Below are 14,746 nucleotides of genomic sequence, written 5' to 3'. Positions count from 1 at the left end.
ACCAGGACTCCGACCGACTCCACCGAATTTATCCGAGAGGACATCGACGTGGATTTCGAATCGTGAATGTCGATCGACACCGCGACGAAGTCAGCGAAAAAGTTTTTCTGACAGGCTGATCAGCGGGAAAGAGTTTTGCCACAACCGCCGCGCCGCCCCCAAATGCATTCCGCAATGTCGCTATCGTCCTCCCGCGATACCGAGGGGCCAAGCAGTTCATCGCCGAACGCTTCAACTACCCGCTAGGCACTGCCACCGGTGAATTCGGCTAGACTATCGGATCGTTGATTCGATCGTGACGAACGGTGCATGGATACCAATGAACTCATTTCGCAACTTGACGTGTGCAATTTTCTCGGCCGCTTTCTCGTTGATCGTGGCGACGGCCGCTCCGGCGGCGGCGACGTGGCGGGCGGGTTTTGCCAAGCAGGATGTGACGCCGACCGAACCGGTTCGGATGTCCGGCTATGGCAACCGTGATCATGCCAGCGAAGGGATCGACACGCCGTTGTTCGTCCGTGCGGTCTGCCTGCAAGCGTCAACGGAGGACGCGCAAGACGCCCCGTTGGTCTTGCTCAGCATCGACAACATCGGGCTCTCGGGGGCTCACACCCGCCGGTTGGCATCGGAAATCGAATCCAAACATGCGATCCCACGCGAACGCGTCGTCTTTTGCAGCACGCACACCCACAGCGGTCCCGACTTGGGCGGCCAACTGTCGAACATCTTTTCGACCCCACTCTCGCAAGCCGAGGCTCAAGCGGCGGCGCGATATGTCGATCGATTGGACGCCGCCATCGTCGCGGCGGTTGCCGCGGCGATGGACCATTTGCAACCGGCACGGTTGGCCTATGGTGTCGGCCGGGCCGGGTTTGCGGCCAACCGTCGGGTTCTGACCGATGGCAAGTGGAGCGGATTCGGAGTCCAGCCAGACGGGCCGGTCGATCACGCCGTGCCCGTGTTGCGGATCACGTCGCCGGAGGGAACGGTACGGGGATTGGTCTTCAACTACGCCTGTCACTGCACGACCGTCGGAGGCGATTATTACAAGATCAACGCCGACTGGGCCGGCTATGCCGCCACGGCACTCGAAGCGTCGTTTCCCGAGGCCGTCGCGCTGTGCACGATCGGGTGTGGGGCCGACGCCAATCCGAACCCCCGTGGCACCGTCCAGATGGCGGAACTGCACGGACAAACCCTGGCCGCGGAAGTCCAGCGGGTCGCTCGTTCGCAATTGTCGCCGATCGATGCATCGGTCCAGGCACGATTCGACTATGCGGCGTTGTCGTTTGACCTGCCCACGAAGGACGAGCTCGAAGCGCGGTTGGGTGAATCGCGGCCCCAAACTCGCCGACACGCCGAGCAGATGCTCAAGGTTCTCAAAGAGAAGGGGCGATTGCCGGCGACCTACCCCGTGCCAATCCAATCTTGGAAGTTCGGTGACCAGTTGACCATGATTTTCTTGGGCGGCGAGGTCGTGGTCGATTATGCACTGCGGCTTAAACGGACATTCGATGAGCCCGATTTATGGGTTTCTGCTTACAGCAACGATGTCCTCGGCTACATCGCCAGCGAGCGGATGCGAGCCGAAGGCGGGTATGAGTACGATCGCTCGGGAATCTATTACAGTCTGCCGGGGCCCTGGGCGTCCGGCTCGGAAGACCTGCTGATTCGACGCGTCGAAGAGATCGTCAACAACAGCGGACGCCCTAAACCACTCGACCCGGCGACCGCGTTGCAAACCATTCAGGTCGCCGATGACTACCAAGTCGAATTGGTTGCCGCGGAACCGTTGGTCCAGGATCCGGTCAACATCGCCTTCGGTGACGATGGAAACTTGTGGGTTGTTGAAATGGGGGACTATCCCGAGGGCAACAACGGAGGACGCGTCAAGTCGTTGACCGACGTCGATGGCGATGGCACGTTTGATAGGGCGACGACGTTCCTCGATGGCCTTCCCTTTCCGACCGGCGTCCAGCCTTGGAAAGACGGCGTGCTGATCTCAGCGGCACCAGACATCTTGTTCGCCCGCGATACCACCGGTGACGGTCTTGCCGACGATGTGCAGACCCTTTACACCGGATTTCGCTTGGCCAATCCACAACACCGCATCAACGGCTTCACCTACGGTCTGGATCACTCGCTGCATTTGGCGGCCGGAGACAATTTGGGAGAGCTGAAAAGCGTCCAGACCGGCCAGACAATCAATGCGTCGGGGCACGATGTGCAAATCTGGCCCGACAGTGGGCGAATCGAGGTGACCAGCGGGCGAACTCAATTCGTTCGCAGTCGGGACAGCTTTGGCCGTTGGTTCGGCAACAACAATTCGTTGCCGATGTATCATTTTCCGATCGAGGAACGGTACCTCCAACGCAACTCCACCGTTTCCTACGCGGGCAACAAACAGCAGCTATTCACGCCCGCGGTCGCGCCGCCCGTGTTTCCACTGACGTCGTCTGCCGAACGGTTCAACGACTTATTTGCCGCCAATCGGTTCACGTCCGCCTGCAGCAGTATCGTTGCGCGGTCGCCGCACTTTGTCGACAACGACCGTGCTGTCGCGTTTGTGTGCGAACCGGTCCACAATTTGGTGCATCGCGCGACGCTGATGCCCCGCGGAGCGACGTTCCAGGCCCGCCGTTTGGAATCGGAATCCGATCGAGAATTCCTGGCATCGAGCGACCCCTGGTTCCGTCCCGTCCGCGCGTCGATCGGTCCCGACGGCATGTTGTACATCGTCGACATGTATCGCGAGGTCATCGAACATCCCGAGTGGATCCCGGACGCGTGGCAGGAACGATTGGACCTGCGGTCCGGAGAACAGTTCGGACGCATCTATCGTGTGCGACCGAGGGGCGTCGATCTCAGCCCAAGTCCTGTGCTGCGAAACCAGGCCGACGATGCACTGGTGCAATTGTTGCGATCACCGGTCGGTCCGCTGCGTGATCACGCGCAGCGAATCCTGCTGCACCGCGCTACCGGGGCGGTCGTGCCTGCATTGACGTCGATGGCGACTGACGATGCGAGCCCGTTTGCCAGGTTGCATGCGTTGTCGATCCTGGACGCCGCGGAGACGTTGGACGATTCGACGCTTGGTGAAGCCTTGGCGGATTCCCACCCTGGGGTGCTGATTGTTGCGGCGCGCTTGAGCGCCCGCCGTGTCTCGGAATCGGAGATCGTGCTCCAGCGACTCGGCATGCTCGCCGGGCACGAGGACGCTTCGGTGGCATTGCAGGCCGCGCTCGTGCTCGGTGAATCGAAGTCGGCCGCGGCCGGCAAATCGCTCGCGCAAATCGCGACACGACCGGATCTGGATCAATGGATTGCCGACGCAGTGGCAAGTTCTGCGACCGCCCATGCCGCCGTGGTCGCCGACGCGATGATTCGGCAAGCGTCCGAGCACCCCGAACAGTTGACCGAGCAACGCATCGGATTGTTGGGGAGTGTCTTGGCGACAGCCAACCAGCAGGGAACGCCGATCGAATCCATTGTGGCGTCGCGTTTGGGTTCGCCCGACCTGGACTTTGAAACGCAGCTTCGCCTGGCCGAATGTTTTGTCACGGCGGTGGGGCAGTCTGACGCGAATCGTGCCGGATTGGCAAGCGTGTTGGGGCCTTTGCAGCAGCAAGCCGAGCGTGTGGCTGTCGACGTCGATCAGGCCGATTCGATGCGTTGTCGTGCGGTCAGTTTGATCGGTCTGAATCTCAACGCCGGCCAATCGGGGGCAGAGTTCTTGATGACGTTGCTCGATCCGGCAACCCCCGCTGCGGTCCAATGCGAAGCCATCACCGGACTGTTGCGGCAGGATGATTCGGAGACGTTCAACGCCGTGATCGGTCGTTGGCCGTCCTTTTCGATCGCTGTCCGGGACCATCTGGTTTCCCAGTTGCTCGCGCGGCGGCAACCGACCGAGCGGTTGCTCGAAGCACTTCAAGACAAACGGATCGGCACCAATGAGATCTCGTTGGCTGCACGCGAACAACTGCTCAAGTCCGGAAGTCGCTCGATGCGGGTGATGGCCCAGCAGCTTTTTCAGAGTGGTGGTTCAAAGCCGCGCGGCGAAATTGTCCGGGACTACCTGGCAGGGTTCTCGCCACGCGGGACGGGGGCTGAGGCCGCCGTGAGGCAAGAGCTCCAACGCGGACGCATGCTCTTTGAAAAACATTGCGGCGTGTGCCATTCGCCGGACCCTGGTGGTGTGGCGATCGGTGCGAGCCTGGAAAACCTGACCAATCGCAGCGATGCGGCGCTCGTCGAAGCGATTCTGGATCCGAATCGTGCCGTCGAACCGAAGTATCAAAGTTATGTGTTGCAAACCGACGAAGGACGCACGCTGGCCGGGGTGATCGAATCGGAGGTCGGTGGCAGTATGACGATCGCTCACGCCGACGGAAAACGGACCACCATTCGTCGCGATCAGATCGAGCGGATCAAGAGTACCGGCACGTCGCTGATGCCCGAGGGATTCGAAACAACGCTCAACGTCCAGGACCTGCAAGCGATTGTTCGGCACCTGCAGCGCTAGTGCTTTGCCCCACGACGACCTCGGAGAGGACGGCGTTCGTGCGTTCGTGCGTTCGCGTGCGAGGCACCCTGCGGGGCGTCCTCGGTCCTGTTTCGCTTCCCTGCTTACTTGCGATCTTTCGCCTTCAGCTGATCCAAATAGTCACAGCCTTTCCAGGTCAGCACGAGCGGCCCTTTGTCGGCAAGCGTGTCTTGTCCGAGTTCGATAAAGCCGGCGTCGGCAAGCAGGAACAAGTGCAACGTGATTTGCTCGCGTTCGTAGCCTTCGATTTGAATGGACCCTTTGAACAACCGCGCCCCATTGGCTTCGACAAAATCCAAAAGCTTGCGAACAAGCACCATGTCACGCTTCATCGTGAACGATTCCGTGGGAAGAGAGAACATTCAGCATCACGGTGCTGCGAATGCACCGGCGCAAGGTTGTATCCCGCCAGCGACCGGCGATCAATCGCCCCCATCTGCGGGCGCAGCTTTCTGTCGGTGCGGCATAAAAAAACCTCTGCGGAGGGGCAAGCCGCAGAGGCCATTGCGCCTACGGGAAATAAACTCCCGCAGGAACAGTTTCGTGCTGAATGATGCAAGCATTATCAGTCATGCTGTGCACATAAATCCATGCGAATTTTGAGCACAACTGAGTGAAATCCGTTCCCTTCGGGCGGTCGAGCGGTCCACAAACGAGGGGCTGGCCGCTAGAATAAGTCGGTTTTCGGGGCGAAATTGAAACACTGGGACACGAGGCGACCCGTCGTTTGCTGCCGTCCCCCTTTTCTGAGATTGTACCTGAGTCTGCGTTCCGCCGAGGCGGGTTCAAGACGAAGGTAGACGGAGGATTCAGGGCGTGTGCACGAAGCGGGCAGTCGCCGATCCACCTAGGAGCGATGTCGTGACCGAACCGACCGTGGTGATTGTCGATGATGATCAGGGATCGCTGCATTCACTGGCATTCTTGGTGGAGTCCATGAATCTGCGGGTGCAAACCTTCGATCGGCCGTCGGAGTTTTTGAACAAATTTGACCCTTCGATTCCCGGATGCCTGGTATTCGACGTCCGCATGCCGGGGATGAGTGGGTTGGAATTGCAGACGGAATTGTCGAAATGGGACTATGTCCCGCCGATCATCTTTGTTTCCGGCCACGGCGATATTCCGATGAGTGTGCGAGCCATCCGGGCCGGCGCGATCGATTTTTTGCAGAAGCCGGTCAAGGATCAAGTGTTGTTGGACCGGATCAACGAAGCGATTGAGATTGACAGGCGTGCCCGCGAATCTTCGCCGGTCAGCGACTCGTTTTCGCGGGCCGTGTCACGACTGACCAGTCGTGAGCGTGAAGTCATGGATCTGTTGGTCCAGGGGCGCTCGCTGAAGCAGATTTCCATCGAATTCGGCATCTCCTTCCAAACCGTCTCCAAACATCGCGCGCGTGTTCTAGAAAAATTGCAGGTTGGCAACGACGTTGAACTCGTGCGGCGGTGTCTCGGTTGCGACGAGCCTTGTGACTAGGGCGAGCTAGGATACGATGCGTTCAGGCCGACGCGCTTCAGCGTATCGAGTTCAGCGTATCGTCGCATCGCCACCACGTTGACGTGATCAATCCTCGCCGGCAATTCGCTCAAGCGTTTTCTCCGCCTGGGCGGATAAAAACGGATCGGGATCGACAAGCAATTGCTCCAGCCATTGGATGGATCGATGGTCGGCGAGATCGCGCGCCAGTGAGACGGCGGTTCGTCGCATCGCCAATTGATCCGGAGCCGTTTCGGTCGCTGCGTAGGCCAACAGCGGAATGGCACCTTCCGGCCCTAGGCGACGGATCTGAGCTTCGTTTAAGTGTGCGGCCTTGGTTCGCCCGATCGGCGCAAGCAATTCACCGACGACAGCGGTCAGTTCACGATCGATCGGATGACCGACCGCCAGCAGCGGCAGTTGCCAAACTTTGGCAATCGAGTGGGACGCCGGTTCGCGTGTCACATTTTGCTTTGCGTCAATGGCAACCGATTCTCCTGGGCTGACGGTGTACCTGTTCGATCCGACCATCATCTTCGCCGGCGCGTTCTTTAGTGAGTGGGAATCGCAGGCGGCGACTTGGGGCCCGATTCGACATTGAAACTCCGACGCACTTGGACATGCCATCGTTGCCGCCAGCGAGGAGGTTTCATCGTGGATCGCGAAGTCGACATTGATTTCGCGCTGCTCGGCGGCTCGGAACCATGCCTGCCCTTTGACCAGTTCGATTTTGGCGGCGTCATGCAAGACGACTTCGCCTGCTTCATTCAATCGGATCTTGCACTCGTCGGAGGTCTTCAATTCACACAGTACGGATGCAGCTGTTCTCACTCGTGAACCCTTTCACGCGTCCGCAGCTGTTGGAGATGGCCGATCGCGCGAACAAACGTCTCTTGAACGGCATCTTCGCTGTCACAGTCGCAAATCAGTCGAGCCTGACAGAAGGCATAGATCCGCCGATACCATTGTTGGACATCCAACCGGTCGTGTGCGGGCTCGTCGGTAGGATTCGGCAACGGCGTCGCCGAGTCGGCGTTTTCTTTCAATGCGTCGGGATCGTGCGAAAGGTGTTTGTCAACCAGACGGATCGGACGGTGCCGCGGACCGGCAAATTTTTTGAAAACTTTAAAAGCTTGTTTTTGCCGCCGAGTTCAACGTTTTCTCCGGTCTAGCGACTCTCTTCGTGCGACTGGTCGTTATCTCAGTTTACCTTCAGACCGGTGCATTCGATTCTACAGTGGAGCGGACTCATGCGTCAGATTCTTGTTTTCTCAGTTGTCGCCATTCTCCTTGTCGCGGTTGCGTCTCAGACGCATCGGCTGTCTGCCGAAGCGGATTCCGATCGCCGTTCGATTGCCGCACCAGCGATCCCCGATCTGACGGCCGAGCCGAACGATGACGGAGAGTTGATTGTCCACGAATGGGGGACCTTCACCACGTTTTCCGGCAGCGATGGCGTTTTCTTGGACTTTCGACCGTTGGCCGCCGAGCACAGTGACCTGCCAAATTATGTCCTTGATCGTGGCTGCTTTTCCCCCTTCGGATTCCTCAGCAAGAGTCGACTTTGGGGCCGAGTCCGCATGGAGACACCCGTCACGTATTTCTACACCGATCGCATTCGGACGGTGAATGTGCGTGTCGATTTTCCCGAGGGGTTGCTTACTGAGTTCTATCCGCCGGTTCAAACGATGCAGCCCGCGATCGACCAAGCGAACATCTTTGGCAAAGGGGAATCAATCGGAAAATCGAGCCTGGACTGGGGCCGCGTTGATTTGATCCCCCTCAAGCACTTGCTGCCCGACCTCGCCGGTACCGAGAGCGGGCGACAAATCGTCCCGGACATCGTGCAACGGTTGCTACCGCACGGTGCGAACGAACAACACTATGCCGAGGCACGTGCGACCGATTCGGCGCTGCTGCATGTCCGCGGCAGGACCGGCTTGAACAAGCCAGAAGCGGGGCATTTTGAAAAGTTCCTGTTCTATCGCGGTGTTGGAAAGTTTCAATTGCCGATTTCCGCCCGTTATCAAAATCAGTCGATCATATTGGTCAACGATTCAAATCGACCGATTCGCTCCGCCATCCTTATTGCGGTCGATGGCGATCAGGTGAAAGCGGAAAAACTGGCTCGGATCGACTCAGGTCAGTCCTTGCGTTTTGATCAAGTCCGACCAGTGACCGAAGACGCGTTGTCGGAAATGGTGCGCCGCACCTTGGTCGACGAAGGGCTGTATGAGAAAGAAGCAGCATCGATGGTCAAAACATGGCAACACTCTTGGTTCACCGAAAACGGCACACGGATCCTTTTCATCGTACCGCCGCCGATCACCGAGGAGTTGTTGCCGTTACACGTCACTCCGACACCCGACGAAACCCTCCGAGTCCTCGTCGGGCGGATGGAAGTCATGTCACCGCTGGCTGAACAACGCATGGTCGACGCTGTTGCCAAAAGTATCCGCGGTCGAGCGCAACATCACGCCGAACAAAAAGGAAACAAATCAAAGCCATGCTACCCGATGCCCAATGAAATCCGCGACTTCGGCCGCATGGCCGAACCGGCACTGGTGCGCGTTCGCCAGATCACCGGCGACCAAGAAATTCGCAACGAGGCAATGCTCATACTCAAACAGCTACAAGCCACCCCAGCCAACGAACCCCCGCGTCATCCCCACCCAGGGTCTGTCCCCGATCCACGCGGAGTCTGTCCCTGATCCACTGTGCTGCACCAACTACCGGAGTGCCATCGCTTGTCACTGGCTGACGCGATGTGCTGGCATTGGTAGGGTGTGTGTATCACTTCAACTTTGCCAAGTCGGCTCGCGTGTCCTCATAGGTTGCGTGGAACACCAGCGCCCGCGGGTCGGGATCCTTGCCCCAGATCTCACACGCCCGGGCGTAGATTTCCGGCCACCAGTTGCGATGCTGCGTCAGTCCTTGGTCGCGGTAGGTTTTCCAGTGGCTGAGCACTTTGGACCAGCAATCGTCGCCGTAATCGAGTGCCTCCTTGAGCGTCTGGTAGCGCGGCACGTACCAACGGCGACCGATCTGGGCGTGCAGGACTTCGTCGGCCCAATCGAAATCCTGGAACAAGGCCGACAGCGGATCGCGACTCTCGCGTGCGACTTCCCATTCATAACGTTTTCCGTTGCGGGGCATCAGATTTTGTTCGATGAAAAACAAAACGCCGTGGCGCTGGCGGGCGTCCAGCTGTAAATTTAGATTGCGCGACCAGGTGAAATTGATCGGGATGGTCCGCCAGTCGATCCCTAATGCCACAAAGCCGACTTCGCCCATCATCGCATGACGGGCTTCGTCCCACAGTTGCCGCGACATTTCCATGTGAAAGTCCCACGGTTCTTCATCACGCAACTCCACCAGGATGCTGGCCATCATTTCCGGAACGTCGATTTCCCGCAGACGTTTGTAATACATCATCAGCGTCTTGTCTTGCGGCGAAAACTGTTCGTCGTACAAGAAGACTTCGGGGTTAACGCCGGCGTTGTAGGGATCGCGAAACCGTTCGTCACGGCGCGGTTCTTTGTCGTATCGGTATGGTCGGGCACTGTGCCACGGGCTGGGCAGCGGATCGTCGGCGGCTTCGATTCCATCGAGCTGGCCGGCGGCCCGCAAGCAGAGTTGCAAGTGATCAATCCAAGGCTCGCGTTCATCACGCGAAGCATCGTCGTCCAAACAGCCGAGCGCGTCGACGCCGAATTCGACGACGTCGGTCAATTCGAACACGATCAGCTTGGCGACACGGACCGTCGGCGCGTCGGCCAGGGGATGGGCATCGGTTGCCAGACGATCGCAAGCCTGCAAGACGGCGGGCAACACAACGTCGTAAATCGCGGCCAACAAATCCGGCGTCGTCGGTGCGGCGATGACTTCGTCCATTAAACGTTCCAGCGCCGCATCCGGGACCTTTTCCAGTCCCAGCGGCGGTTCGCGCATTTCCGCGACACGCCGTCGGATCAAAGAGACCTGTTCGGCGCACAAGTAGGCGTGATGGCTGAACGCCGTCTTGAGTTCATAGATCGGCTGGGCGGTGATCTTGGCCGTCAATGTCTCGTGTAAACGCTTCAGCACGTAGTGCAGACGTTTCAGCCGCCGCAGACTTTGGTCCAGATCCCAGGCGGCATCGACCGCACGCGCCATCGAACAAAGCCCGGCAAGCGGAGGAATCCCGCGATAGGATTCGTATTCGTTTCGTTTCGTCATCGAACTTCTCCCACAATTTTCTTGGATTCTACCAACCCTGTCGTGGGAGAGGCTTTTGGCCTGTCATTCCCGCTGGGATTGAGTTGACGTCTCTAAAATCGCGATGGGAAAGGCGATTGGACAGGATGGAAGCCTGTCGCACCCGGATCGTGTATATTTTCGGTTCTACGAAAGCCATGCAAACGGCGTCCTCGATTCTTTTGTCCGCAAGTAATCATGCCTCGACCATCCGACCCCACCAGCCACCCCGTAGATGCCGCCCAGCCGCTTGAAGATCTGGACGATTGGGAGTCCGACCTGGTGCGACGCTATCCCGAACCGAACAAGCCCGCCGAGGAATTTCGCAATTACGGCGAGGACACCGAGCCGGGGGTTCGCGAATTCTATCGTCTGAATCATCGCTTCCAGACATTCGACTTTGTACAGAAGAAACGCGAGCAGTTCCTGCCGCTGCGGCATCGAAAGATGACGGTGTGGGAGGCGATGGAGTTTTTGAACCAGCTGGTCGACGAGAGTGATCCCGACACGGACCTGTCGCAGATCGAGCATTTGTTGCAGACGGCTGAATCGATTCGCGCCGACGGTCATCCGCGATGGTTCATCTTGACGGGCTTGATCCACGATCTCGGCAAAGTTTTGTGTCTGTTCGGCGAACCCCAATGGGCCGTCGTCGGCGACACGTTCCCGGTGGGATGTCGGTTTTCCGATCGCATCGTGTTTCCCGAATTCTTTGCCGACAACCCGGATTCAGACGACTCGCGCTACAACACCGAGTACGGCGTCTATTCACCGGGCATCGGGCTGGACAACGTGCATCTGTCCTGGGGGCACGACGAGTACTTGTACCACGTGGTGAAGGATCGCTTGCCCGACGAGGCGCTGGCGATCATTCGTTACCATTCGTTCTATCCGGGGCATCGCGAGTCCGCGTACGACCATTTAATGAACGATCATGACCGGCGGATGTTCCAATGGGTGCGAGCCTTTAACCCGTATGACCTGTATACCAAGAGCGATCGCCGTCCCGATGTTGATGCGTTGCGTCCTTACTATGAAGAACTGATTAAAGAGTTCTTGCCGGGCGTTCTTGATTGGTGACGCCGGAGTTCAATTCAGTATCTTTCGGGCCTGTCGTCTGCCCTCTCGTCGCCGACTCGCGGATGCAACGGCGTCGCGATCAGCTTGGCCCATTGAGTTTTTCCGTGCCCACCACCGTTTCCGACAACACTTCGGCCGAAACTTCTGCTGACAGCACGAATTCGCGACCACGTCTGTTGCTGGCCGCGGTTGCGGCGTTCAGCGTGTACTTTTGCATGTACGCGTTTCGTAAACCCTTTACCGCGGGGACGTTTGAGGATCAGCAGTATTGGGGGATGGGATTGAAATCGGTGTTGGTCATTTCCCAGTTGGCCGGCTACATGATTTCCAAGTTTGTCGGCATCAAAGTGGTTTCGGAGATGCGACGGGAACGGCGAGCCATCGCGATCCTGGGACTGATCCTGACGGCCGAGTTGGCGCTGGTCGGATTCGCCTACGCACCGCTGACTCTGAAGGCTCCGTTGTTGTTTTTCAACGGCTTTCCTTTGGGCATGGTGTTCGGGCTGGTGCTGGCTTACTTGGAAGGCCGAAAACAGACCGAGGCTTTGTCGGCGGCACTGTGTGCGAGTTTTATCATTTCATCCGGGGTGGTGAAGTCGGTCGGACGTTGGCTGGTTCAAGACTGGGGCGTCGATGAGTTTCAGATGCCGATGCTGGTCGGATTGATTTTCCTGGTTCCGTTGTTGGTGTCGGTTTGGTTGTTGCAATCAACGCCCCCGCCCGATCCGATGGATCGGCAGCATCGTAGCGAGCGAAACGCCATGACCGGCCGCGATCGCCGTCGCTTTTGGTTGGAGTACTGGCCGGGGCTGTCGCTGTTGATCTTTGTCTACGTGGGATTGACCGTCATCCGCACGGTCCGTGACGATTTTGCGGTCGAGATTTGGCGTGACCTGGGCGTCGACGAAACACCCTCGGTGTTCGCCCGCAGTGAAACGGTCGTCGCCGTCCTGGTCACGCTGTTCAACGCGTTTGCGGTTTGGATCCGGCACAACATGGCGGCGGTTCGAATCGTGACGTTGTTGATGTGCGCTGCGTTTTCGCTGGTCGGAGCGTCGGCGTTCCTGCAATCCGGCAGCCTGATTTCGCCGTTCGTGTTCATGGTCGCCTGTGGTGTGGGCATGTACGTTCCGTACGTGGCGTTTCACACGACGGTCTTTGAACGATTGGTCGCGGCGTCGCGGCACCCTGCCAATGTCGTGTTCTTGATGTACGTTGCCGATGCCATCGGATACTTGGGGTACGCGATCGTGTTGTCGATTCGAATGACCGCCGAGGCGCCGGGGGCTGTCTTGCCCTCGTTTCGGACGTTGTTGGTGATCACGAGCCTGATTTCTGTCGCGGCACTGTGCTTGTCGCTGCACTACTTCCGCACCGCGATGGAATCTGACGAGGCCAGCGAGGCGGATGCGACCGAAACAGCGCGGGCGGATCGGCAGCCTGACTCGGTCGAGGCGGGAGTCGGCAATGTTTGAAAATCAGCCATCGGGGGACTCCTCGGATCCGTCGCAAACGTGCACGGCGGCCGTTTTCCACGGGGCCGGCCGGCCGTTGCAACTGCAATCGTTCCCCCGCCCGGTCTTGCGGGCCGGCGAGGCCCTGGTGCGAGTCCGCTTGTGCACCATCTGTGGCAGCGACTTGCACACGCTGAAAGGATTGCGGATCGAGCCGACGCCCTCCATTTTGGCGCACGAGGTGGTCGGTGAAATCGTCGATCTCGCACAACCCGGACCGCGCGATCTGGATGGGAAACCGCTGCGCCGCGGCGACCGGGTCACCTGGTCGATCTGCGTCAGCTGTTTCGATTGTGACCGCTGCCGATCCGGGTTGCCACAAAAGTGTCGCCGACTCGTCAAATACGGGCACTCGGTCGCCGAGGGCCGCGAGGCTCTTAGCGGCGGATTGGCCGAGTACATGTTGCTGCGCCCCGGCACGGCGATCGCCACGTTGCCCCGTGGTGTCCCGGATGAAGTCGCCAGCCCGATCAATTGCGCCACATCAACCATCGCCGCCGCCTATCGCGCCGCGGGCGACGTCGACCGACAACGGGTCCTGATCTTCGGCGCGGGCATGCTGGGAATGACCGCCGTGGCGATGGGAAAGGAACTGGGGGCGACTCAAGTGGCGATTTGCGACGTTGATCAACAGCGAATGACGTTGGCCGAACGTTTCGGCGCGAGCGACACGCTGACGGTTGATTCGATCGCGTCACGGAATGCGTCCTTTGACGTCATCTTGGAATGTTCCGGCGCCCCCGAGGCGATTGAAGCGTCGTGTCAGCTTGGCGATGTCGGTGCACGCGTCATCTTGGTCGGATCGGTGATGGAGTCCCGGCCGGTACAGTTGGATCCGACGACCATCGTCCGAAAGTGGATGTCGATCGCGGGAGTCCACAATTATGCACCGATGGATCTACGCAACGCCGTCGACTTTATCGCTCGCAGTCACCACCGGTATCCGTTTTCCGAACTCGTCGCCAAAACATTCGACCTGTCGGACGTCAACGCGGCGATCGATCATTCCCTTGAACATCGACCGATCCGAGTTGCGGTGCGACCGGGAGCATCAACGCCGTGGTAACCACACGAGAAATCATTGATCTGTTCGTCCGCAAGGGGGATTCGGAGTATGGCGGCGAAGCGGTCACGCAGCGCGAGCACGCCTTGCAAGCCGCTTTCTTGGCCTTGCAAGCCGACGCCAAACCGACGCTGATCGTCGCGGCGCTGTTGCACGACGTCGGTCACCTGCTTCACGACCTGCCCGACGACGCGCCGGATGCGGGAGTCGACGACCATCATGAGTCCTCCGGTTACCACTTTCTGCGGCCTCGGTTTCCCGCTGCGGTCACCGAACCGGTTCGGATGCACGTCGCCGCTAAACGCTACCTCTGTGCCGTCGACCCAGATTACAGGGATAGCCTGAGCGAACCGTCGCGCATCAGCCTGGAATTGCAGGGCGGACCGATGACGGCGGAGGAAGCGGAGCACTTTATCGGTCAACCGTTTGCCGAGGACGCGGTTCGATTGAGACAGTGGGACGACGAAGCCAAGGTCGCCGGCCTAAAGACACCGCCGCTGGAACGGTTCGCGGAGTTTCTGGATCAGGTTTTGGCGTCCGAGACACGGTCGTAGCACGTGGATTCGACGAACGCTTCTCGCCGGCATGGGATGCCAGCACGTGGCGTCAGCCAGTGGCGTCAGCCAGTGGCGTCAGCCAGTGGCGGGCGTTGGTGGTGGGGTGACCCTGGGCCGCTCGCTGACGCGTCCCGCTGGCATGGGATACGGCCACGTGGCGTCAGCCAGTGATGCGAGTCGGATGCACGGTAGAATGTTGAACATTTGCCGTTTTCGCCGCACCTCTTTGACGGTTCCGGGCTCTGATCCTGCATGGACCATGACTTCATTGACG

General features: G+C 59.1%; 11 protein-coding genes. 7 read left to right on the top strand and 4 right to left on the bottom strand.

The genetic code is table 11. The features are described from left to right. Window positions 1-319 precede the first annotated feature (319 nt). On the top strand, window positions 320-4,525 hold the full coding sequence (locus H1B37_RS21040) for a neutral/alkaline non-lysosomal ceramidase N-terminal domain-containing protein (protein ID WP_182868616.1): 4,206 nt from the start codon (window positions 320-322) through the stop codon (window positions 4,523-4,525). Window positions 4,526-4,629: 104 nt separating this feature from the next. Here H1B37_RS21040 and H1B37_RS21035 read toward each other — a convergent pair whose 3' ends face one another. Then, complete coding sequence (locus H1B37_RS21035; protein ID WP_182868615.1) at window positions 4,630-4,908, bottom strand: DUF2513 domain-containing protein; 279 nt, start codon at window positions 4,906-4,908, stop codon at window positions 4,630-4,632. A 499-nt stretch (window positions 4,909-5,407) separates the two neighbouring features. On the opposite strand from H1B37_RS21035, the gene H1B37_RS34475 reads away from it, so the two are divergent. Then, on the top strand, window positions 5,408-6,022 hold the full coding sequence (locus H1B37_RS34475) for a response regulator transcription factor (RefSeq protein ID WP_220498301.1): 615 nt from the start codon (window positions 5,408-5,410) through the stop codon (window positions 6,020-6,022). An 87-nt stretch (window positions 6,023-6,109) separates the two neighbouring features. On the opposite strand, the gene H1B37_RS21025 is transcribed toward H1B37_RS34475, so the two are convergent. Both H1B37_RS21025 and H1B37_RS21020 read right to left on the bottom strand, forming a co-directional pair. Then, window positions 6,110-6,853, bottom strand: coding sequence for a hypothetical protein (locus H1B37_RS21025; protein WP_182868614.1), 744 nt, complete (start codon window positions 6,851-6,853; stop codon window positions 6,110-6,112). Further along, on the bottom strand, window positions 6,850-7,068 hold the full coding sequence (locus tag H1B37_RS21020) for an RNA polymerase sigma factor (RefSeq protein WP_182868613.1): 219 nt from the start codon (window positions 7,066-7,068) through the stop codon (window positions 6,850-6,852). The genes H1B37_RS21025 and H1B37_RS21020 overlap by 4 nt, the downstream gene beginning before the upstream one ends. A gap of 204 nt (window positions 7,069-7,272) precedes the next feature. On the opposite strand from H1B37_RS21020, the gene H1B37_RS21015 reads away from it, so the two are divergent. Further along, the gene (locus H1B37_RS21015) at window positions 7,273-8,733 is read left to right on the top strand and encodes a hypothetical protein (RefSeq protein WP_182868612.1); all 1,461 of its coding nucleotides are present in this window, start codon (window positions 7,273-7,275) and stop codon (window positions 8,731-8,733) included. A gap of 82 nt (window positions 8,734-8,815) precedes the next feature. On the opposite strand, the gene H1B37_RS21010 is transcribed toward H1B37_RS21015, so the two are convergent. Beyond that, window positions 8,816-10,240 (bottom strand): hypothetical protein, encoded by a 1,425-nt coding sequence (locus H1B37_RS21010; RefSeq protein ID WP_182868611.1) that lies wholly within the window; start codon window positions 10,238-10,240, stop codon window positions 8,816-8,818. A gap of 216 nt (window positions 10,241-10,456) precedes the next feature. Between H1B37_RS21010 and H1B37_RS21005 the strand changes: the two genes are divergently transcribed. The 4 genes from H1B37_RS21005 to H1B37_RS20990 all read left to right on the top strand — a co-directional run bounded on the left by H1B37_RS21005 (window position 10,457) and on the right by H1B37_RS20990 (window position 14,469). Beyond that, a complete protein-coding gene (locus H1B37_RS21005) occupies window positions 10,457-11,338 on the top strand; it encodes an inositol oxygenase (protein WP_182868610.1) in 882 nt (293 codons plus the stop codon). 104 nt (window positions 11,339-11,442) lie between these two features. Beyond that, window positions 11,443-12,813 (top strand): DUF5690 family protein, encoded by a 1,371-nt coding sequence (locus H1B37_RS21000; RefSeq protein ID WP_182868609.1) that lies wholly within the window; start codon window positions 11,443-11,445, stop codon window positions 12,811-12,813. After that, window positions 12,806-13,918, top strand: coding sequence for a zinc-binding dehydrogenase (locus H1B37_RS20995; RefSeq protein ID WP_182868608.1), 1,113 nt, complete (start codon window positions 12,806-12,808; stop codon window positions 13,916-13,918). The genes H1B37_RS21000 and H1B37_RS20995 overlap by 8 nt, the downstream gene beginning before the upstream one ends. Further along, complete coding sequence (locus tag H1B37_RS20990; protein ID WP_182868607.1) at window positions 13,912-14,469, top strand: phosphonate degradation HD-domain oxygenase; 558 nt, start codon at window positions 13,912-13,914, stop codon at window positions 14,467-14,469. Before H1B37_RS20995 ends, H1B37_RS20990 begins: the two co-directional genes overlap by 7 nt. Window positions 14,470-14,746: the final 277 nt, after the last annotated feature.

Source organism: Stieleria mannarensis (assembly GCF_014154935.1).
Lineage (GTDB): Bacteria > Planctomycetota > Planctomycetia > Pirellulales > Pirellulaceae > Stieleria > Stieleria mannarensis.
The sequence above is the reverse complement of the archived record's forward strand: the minus strand, read 5'-3'. Positions and strand labels throughout refer to the sequence as shown.

Bases quoted from the DNA above. Each gene is read 5' to 3' on its own strand.
- H1B37_RS21040 (WP_182868616.1), top strand. From the start codon at position 320: ATGAACTCATTTCGCAACTTGACGTGTGCAATTTTCTCGGCCGCTTTC.
- H1B37_RS21035 (WP_182868615.1), bottom strand. From the start codon at position 4,908: ATGTTCTCTCTTCCCACGGAATCGTTCACGATGAAGCGTGACATGGTG.
- H1B37_RS21015 (WP_182868612.1), top strand. From the start codon at position 7,273: ATGCGTCAGATTCTTGTTTTCTCAGTTGTCGCCATTCTCCTTGTCGCG.
- H1B37_RS21010 (WP_182868611.1), bottom strand. From the start codon at position 10,240: ATGACGAAACGAAACGAATACGAATCCTATCGCGGGATTCCTCCGCTT.
- H1B37_RS21005 (WP_182868610.1), top strand. From the start codon at position 10,457: ATGCCTCGACCATCCGACCCCACCAGCCACCCCGTAGATGCCGCCCAG.
- H1B37_RS20995 (WP_182868608.1), top strand. From the start codon at position 12,806: ATGTTTGAAAATCAGCCATCGGGGGACTCCTCGGATCCGTCGCAAACG.